Raw genomic sequence first — 5,458 nt, 5'->3', positions numbered from 1 at the left:
TGAGCGGGCTGGTGTCGCGCTTTAGCGTTTGACCTGCAGATCGGCCAGCGCAGCCGGCTTGAGGGGGTCCCACTGCGCAATGGGACCGCCCTCGGGGCTGAAGCCGTTGTTGTAGCGCGTGGCCAGTTTGTCCACGGCATTAAGTGCCGTGGTCACCGCCCCTTCAGCCCAACCGCCGGTCCAGGACACATCGTCGCCGGCCAGGATGAAGCCATCCACTGCGCTACCGTCACTGCCCTCCTTGAACTGGCTGAACAACAGCCGCTGGTACTCGTACTGGCCCGGCAGGTTCATCTTGAAAGCCCCAAGATAGAAAGGCTCGTTCTCCCAGTTGATCTCGACAAAGGGGTCTGCCGCAGGGAAATGCGAAGCCAGGTCCAGGCCGGGATAAACCTGATCGAGCAAGGCGGTGCACAACTCGCCATGCTGCGGCAGGTCGCCCTGACGGTCACCGAGAAACTTCAGGCTGTCGTCGTTCCAGGTATATGACAAGAAAACCCCACTACCTTTGTAGGCTCCCGGGTTTCGGCTGTAGTCCACCAGGTAGGTGCCACGGGTCAGGCGGTCAGACAGGGTAATACTCATCAGTTGCTTGCCGTCCGGCCCGCGCTGGGTCCAGAACGGCTCGCGGGTAGCGGCAAATACCTTGGCCGACTGCATGTAGTGGGTATACATCACTGCTTCCCATTGCTGCTGCGTCAGCAGCGAACGGCTGGCCTCAAGGCCTTCGGCGCCGTTCATGTAGCGGAACTTGTCGAGTATCCGCACATGCGGGGTGTAGACCACACTGGCGTAGCGCAGGCGTTGGTCGCGTCCGCTCTGCAGGTCATGGCAGAGCACTTCNNCCGCTGTCAGGCGCTTGATCTGCCGAACTTCCTGGCGCAGCGGGTCGCCCGGAAACGCGCTCGCCAGTTCTTCCAGGGTCATGTTCTGCGGCCAGAACACGCTGTCATCACCAAAGGCCGCTGCAGGTTGCTGCCAAAGCCGTAGGGGCAACTGGTCGGCACCGTCGCGCATCAACAGGTGGTTGATATCCAGCCCGGTATACAGCACCCGCAGTACTTCCAGAAAGCAATTGGGAAAGTCGGTGTTCCAGCCACCCGTACCAAAGCCGATCTGGCCGAACAGGTTAATCTCGTCGGCAGGCCAACGCGCCTGCTCGACCATCGCGGCATGAAAGCTGAGGTTGTCCCAGCCTTCGCGCAAAATTGCATTCCACAACAGTTTGATTTTCGCCTGGTCTATTGTCCCGGCAGACATGGCGTGTTCCATTTCCTTGAAATGGATAGGCGCCTGCTCGAGAAACTCATCGAAGAACTTGATTTCAATGTTCTCGAACGCCGGCGGCCGGGGAAAGTTGTCATTGCCGACTTCGTAGTAATATTTTTCGTCGGCATAATCAACGACGGTACTAACGGCGGCGGCACTTCCGGGATTGGGAAAGTCTTCAGTGTTATCCCGCATGCGCACTTTGCTGAAGTAATGCATCAGCGCCTGGCCCGACAACGGAAAGCGCATGGCACCGCGCTCAAACGGCACGCTATCGTTGACCGCGGTCGAATACAGGCGCCCGCCTATGCGTCCGCTGGCCTCCACCAAAACCGGATGCAGGCCCATGCGCATTGCTTCATAGGCGGCAACCAGCCCGGCCACGCCGGCCCCCACCACCAGCACTTGCTGGCCATGATGCTGTGGCTGGATTCGGCCAAGCGGTGCCGGCCCCTTGTCCGCCAGGTACTGCCCATAGTCAAAAGGAAAGTCTGGAATCAGCGCCCGAACCTGATTATCCAGCACACGCTTGGCGGAAAGAATTCGTGAAGGGATCGAGGACATATCAGGCTCCGCCTGAAGGCAGTGATGAACTCACAGCATAGAGCCGGGGGTCTTCAATAGTTATATTGATTGGCAATCAAAAACACGGAACTTGAACTAGCAAAAATGCCAGTTGACGCTAACTATTTTATATCGCCTGATCATTATTTTCAGGAGAGCACACATGAACACATCATCACTGCCGCTGCGCATTGCTTGCGCCCAAGTTGCACCGAAAGTTGCCGATGTAATCCATAACCGCGAAGTTTCCAATGCAGCGATCATCGAGGCCGCCCGGGANNTCGTGCTGCCGGAGCTTATGCAGAGCGGCTACGTGTTTGAAGACCGCGACGAAGCCTTGAGCGTTGCCGAGGGTTTATACGACGCCACGGTCAAGGGTTGGTTCGCCCTCGCCCGGCAACACGAGATCATGGTGGTGGCCGGCCTGTGCGAACGCCTGTCGGCAACCGAAGTCGCCAACAGCGTAGTGCTGATCGAGCCTCAAGGCTGGATCACCTGCTATCGCAAGGTGCACCTGTGGGACCGGGAAAAACTCATCTTCACACCGGGCGAACAACCGCCACCGGTTGTGCGAACGGCCAAAGGGCGAATAGCACTGATGATCTGTTATGACCTGGAGCTCCCGGAGTGGGTACGCCTGGCTGCGCTGAGTGGTGCACAGTTGTTGTGTGCGCCCGCCAACTGGCCAGAATTCCCCCGCCCTCCCGAGGAGCGCCCGGCAGAAATCGTCCGGGTTCAGGCGGGGGCAGCAGTGAATCGCATGTTCATCGCGGTTTGTGATCGCCATGGCAGCGAACGCGGGGTCGACTGGGTGGGCGGTTCAACCATTGTCGATGCTGACGGCTTTCCCCTGGCTGGCGCCAGCAGCCTGCCCGAAGCGCAACTGCTGCTGGCCGACCTGGAGCTGAGCGACGCCGACTACAAGTGGATCAGCGACCACAACCATGTCCATGAAGATCGCCAGCCGCAGCTTTACGGCGGTGTCTGCAACACTAGTACTCAATCCGCACGTCACCCTTCGGCACACTGCAGCAGGACAGAATATAACCCTCCGCCACATCGTCATCAGTGATGCCACCGTTGTGTTCCATCTCCACTTCGCCGCCCAGCTTGAGCACCTTGCAGGTGCCGCAGATGCCCATGCCGCAGGCCTTGGGGATCATCAGCCCGAGCTTGGCCGCCGCCGCGTGCACGGTCTCGCCCGGGGCCACGCGGATGCTCTTGCCGGTGGCGGTGAATTCGACTTGGTGCAGGTCGCCGGCGTCCACCTCGGCAGCTTCGGCGGCTTGTTCGGCGTGTTCCACGGCATCGGCCTTGACCTCGGCCGGGGTCGCGCCGAACGACTCTTCATGGTAGCGGCTCATGTCGTAGCCGCTACTTTCCAGCAGGCGCTTGACCGCGTTCATGTAGGGCGTCGGGCCGCAGCAGAAAATCTCCCGTTCCAGGTAGTCCGGGGCGATCAACTCCATCAGTTTCTGGTTCAGGTAGCCGCGATAGCCCGCCCAGGGCTCGCCCAAGCCGTGCTTCTCGCAAATGATATGAAGGCTGAAGTTGTCGATCCGCGAGGCCATGTGCTCCAGCTCGCGGTGATAGATGATGTCTTTCGGTGAGCGCGCGCTATGAACGAAAACCATGTCGACATTGCCGTTGGTGTCATAGAACCAGCGGGCCATGGACATCACCGGGGTGATGCCGACGCCGCCGNNGCTGGGGAAATCCATGGCGTTGAACAGCCCGACCGGGCCGTGCACCGCCAGCTCCTGGCCTTCGTGCAATGTGTCGTGCAGCCAGTTGGAGACCTTGCCACCGGGCACGCGCTTGATGGTCACCGAGAAGCTGTAGGGCACCGACGGCGAGCTTGAGATGGTGTACGAGCGCATGATCGGCTCGCCATCAATCTCAAGCTCCAGGGTGACGAACTGCCCGGGCTTGAAGAAGAACATGATCGGCTGGTCGGCCATGAAACAGAAGGTGCGCACGTCCCAGGTTTCCTGGATCACCTTGACGCAACGGACGATGTGGCGGCCGTTGGCCCAGGTCTGGGTGCTGACCGGATTGAGGAAGCTGTTGGACATGCTCGTCTCCACGGCCGACTGCGGCCTGATGGCTGCGATTCTGCTTAAGCCGCGCAGGCGACACTTACCTATCCGCGACATTGGGGGCTTACGCGTCGGAAACGGATCTGATCATGTCGTCCATGGATATGGTTCCTGCGCCCTTCGAACGCACACTCCAACGCACATGATCCTGCTGTACTTGAGCCTTGCGTCGCCATAACAACGATTAGCCACTTTCACCGGCCACAAGCACTGGCCATGAGGACCTACACGATGGACGTCACCGCAACTTTGAGTCTGGGCGATCCACTGGAACCTGCACGCAAGGCCACCGCCGAGATGCTGCAGAGCCGCGAGCGGACCTTCTCGCTGCCACAGCCGTTCTACTGCGACGAGCGCCTGTTCCAGATCGACATGGAAGAAATCTTCCAGAAGGAATGGCTGATCGCCGGGATGACCTGTGAAATCCCGACCAAGGGCAACTTCATCACCCTGCAGATCGGCAAGAACCCGATCCTGGTGGTGCGCGGTGCCGAAGGCCAGGTGCACGCCTTCCACAACGTCTGCCGCCATCGCGGTTCGCGCNNGGTCGCCAAGCTGGTCTGCCATTACCACCAGTGGACCTACGAGCTGGACGGCCGCCTGCTGTTCGCCGGCACCGAAATGGGCGCCGATTTCGACATGAAGCAGTACGGCCTCAAGCCTGTGAACGTCAAGACCGCCGGTGGCTACATCTTCATCAGCCTGGCCGAGAACCCGCCGGCGATTGACGACTTCCTCGCCACCCTGACCCACTACATGGAACCCTACGACATGGAGAACACCAAGGTGGCGGTGCAAACCACCTTGATGGAGAAGGCCAACTGGAAGCTGGTGCTGGAAAACAACCGCGAGTGCTACCACTGCAGCGGCTCGCACCCTGAACTGCTGAAAACCCTGCTGGAATGGGACGACGTCACCGACCCACGCGCCGACCAGGCGTTCAAGGACCACGTCGCCGCCTCGGCTGCCGCCTGGGATGCCGAGAAGATCCCCTACGCCCACGCAAGCTTCGGCCTGCGTAACCGTATCGTGCGCATGCCGCTGCTCAAGGGCACGGTGTCGATGACCCTGGATGGCAAGCAGGGCTGCCAGAAGCTCATGGGCCGGATCAAGAACCCGGATCTCGGCTCGATGCGCATCCTGCACCTGCCGCACTCGTGGAACCACTGCATGGGCGATCACATCATCGTCTTCACTGTGTGGCCGATCAGCGCCCAGGAGACCATGGTCACCACCAAGTGGCTGGTGCACAAGGATGCGGTTGAAGGTGTGGACTACGACCCGGCGCGCATGCGCCAGGTGTGGGACGCCACCAACGACCAGGACCGGCGCCTGGCTGAAGAGAACCAGCGTGGGATCAACTCCACGGCGTATCAGCCCGGGCCTTATTCGAAGACCTATGAGTTTGGCGTGGTTAATTTCGTCGATTGGTACAGCGAGCGGATGCTGAGCAACCTGGGGGCGGCGCCGGCGCCTTATCTGAAGGGTGTGGCTGCGCAGTAAAGCGGGGCCGCTTTGCGGCCCAT

General features: G+C 60.3%; 4 protein-coding genes. 2 read left to right on the top strand and 2 right to left on the bottom strand.

Annotated elements, in window-relative coordinates; genetic code table 11:
- Positions 1-21 precede the first annotated feature (21 nt).
- Positions 22-1,833: an NAD(P)/FAD-dependent oxidoreductase gene (locus tag UB48_RS26480; RefSeq protein WP_045202295.1), complete on the bottom strand. Its 1,812-nt coding sequence runs from the start codon at positions 1,831-1,833 to the stop codon at positions 22-24.
- A 163-nt stretch (positions 1,834-1,996) separates the two neighbouring features.
- On the opposite strand from UB48_RS26480, the gene UB48_RS26475 reads away from it, so the two are divergent.
- On the top strand, positions 1,997-2,905 hold the full coding sequence (locus tag UB48_RS26475) for a nitrilase-related carbon-nitrogen hydrolase (RefSeq protein WP_082075528.1): 909 nt from the start codon (positions 1,997-1,999) through the stop codon (positions 2,903-2,905).
- Here UB48_RS26475 and gbcB read toward each other — a convergent pair.
- Positions 2,826-3,908 carry a glycine-betaine demethylase subunit GbcB gene (gene gbcB, locus UB48_RS26470; RefSeq protein ID WP_045202293.1) on the bottom strand — a complete coding sequence of 361 codons (1,083 nt, stop codon included), beginning with the start codon at positions 3,906-3,908 and terminating at the stop codon, positions 2,826-2,828. The two genes, UB48_RS26475 and gbcB, sit on opposite strands and share 80 nt — an antisense overlap.
- Before the next feature lie 255 nt (positions 3,909-4,163).
- On the opposite strand from gbcB, the gene gbcA reads away from it, so the two are divergent.
- A complete protein-coding gene (gene gbcA, locus UB48_RS26465; protein ID WP_045202291.1) occupies positions 4,164-5,435 on the top strand; it encodes a glycine-betaine demethylase subunit GbcA in 1,272 nt (423 codons plus the stop codon).
- The last annotated feature ends 23 nt before the right edge of the window (positions 5,436-5,458 follow it).

This window comes from Pseudomonas sp. 2(2015) (genome assembly GCF_000955865.1).
Lineage (GTDB): Bacteria > Pseudomonadota > Gammaproteobacteria > Pseudomonadales > Pseudomonadaceae > Aquipseudomonas.
This window is presented reverse-complemented; position numbering and strand designations above follow the sequence as displayed.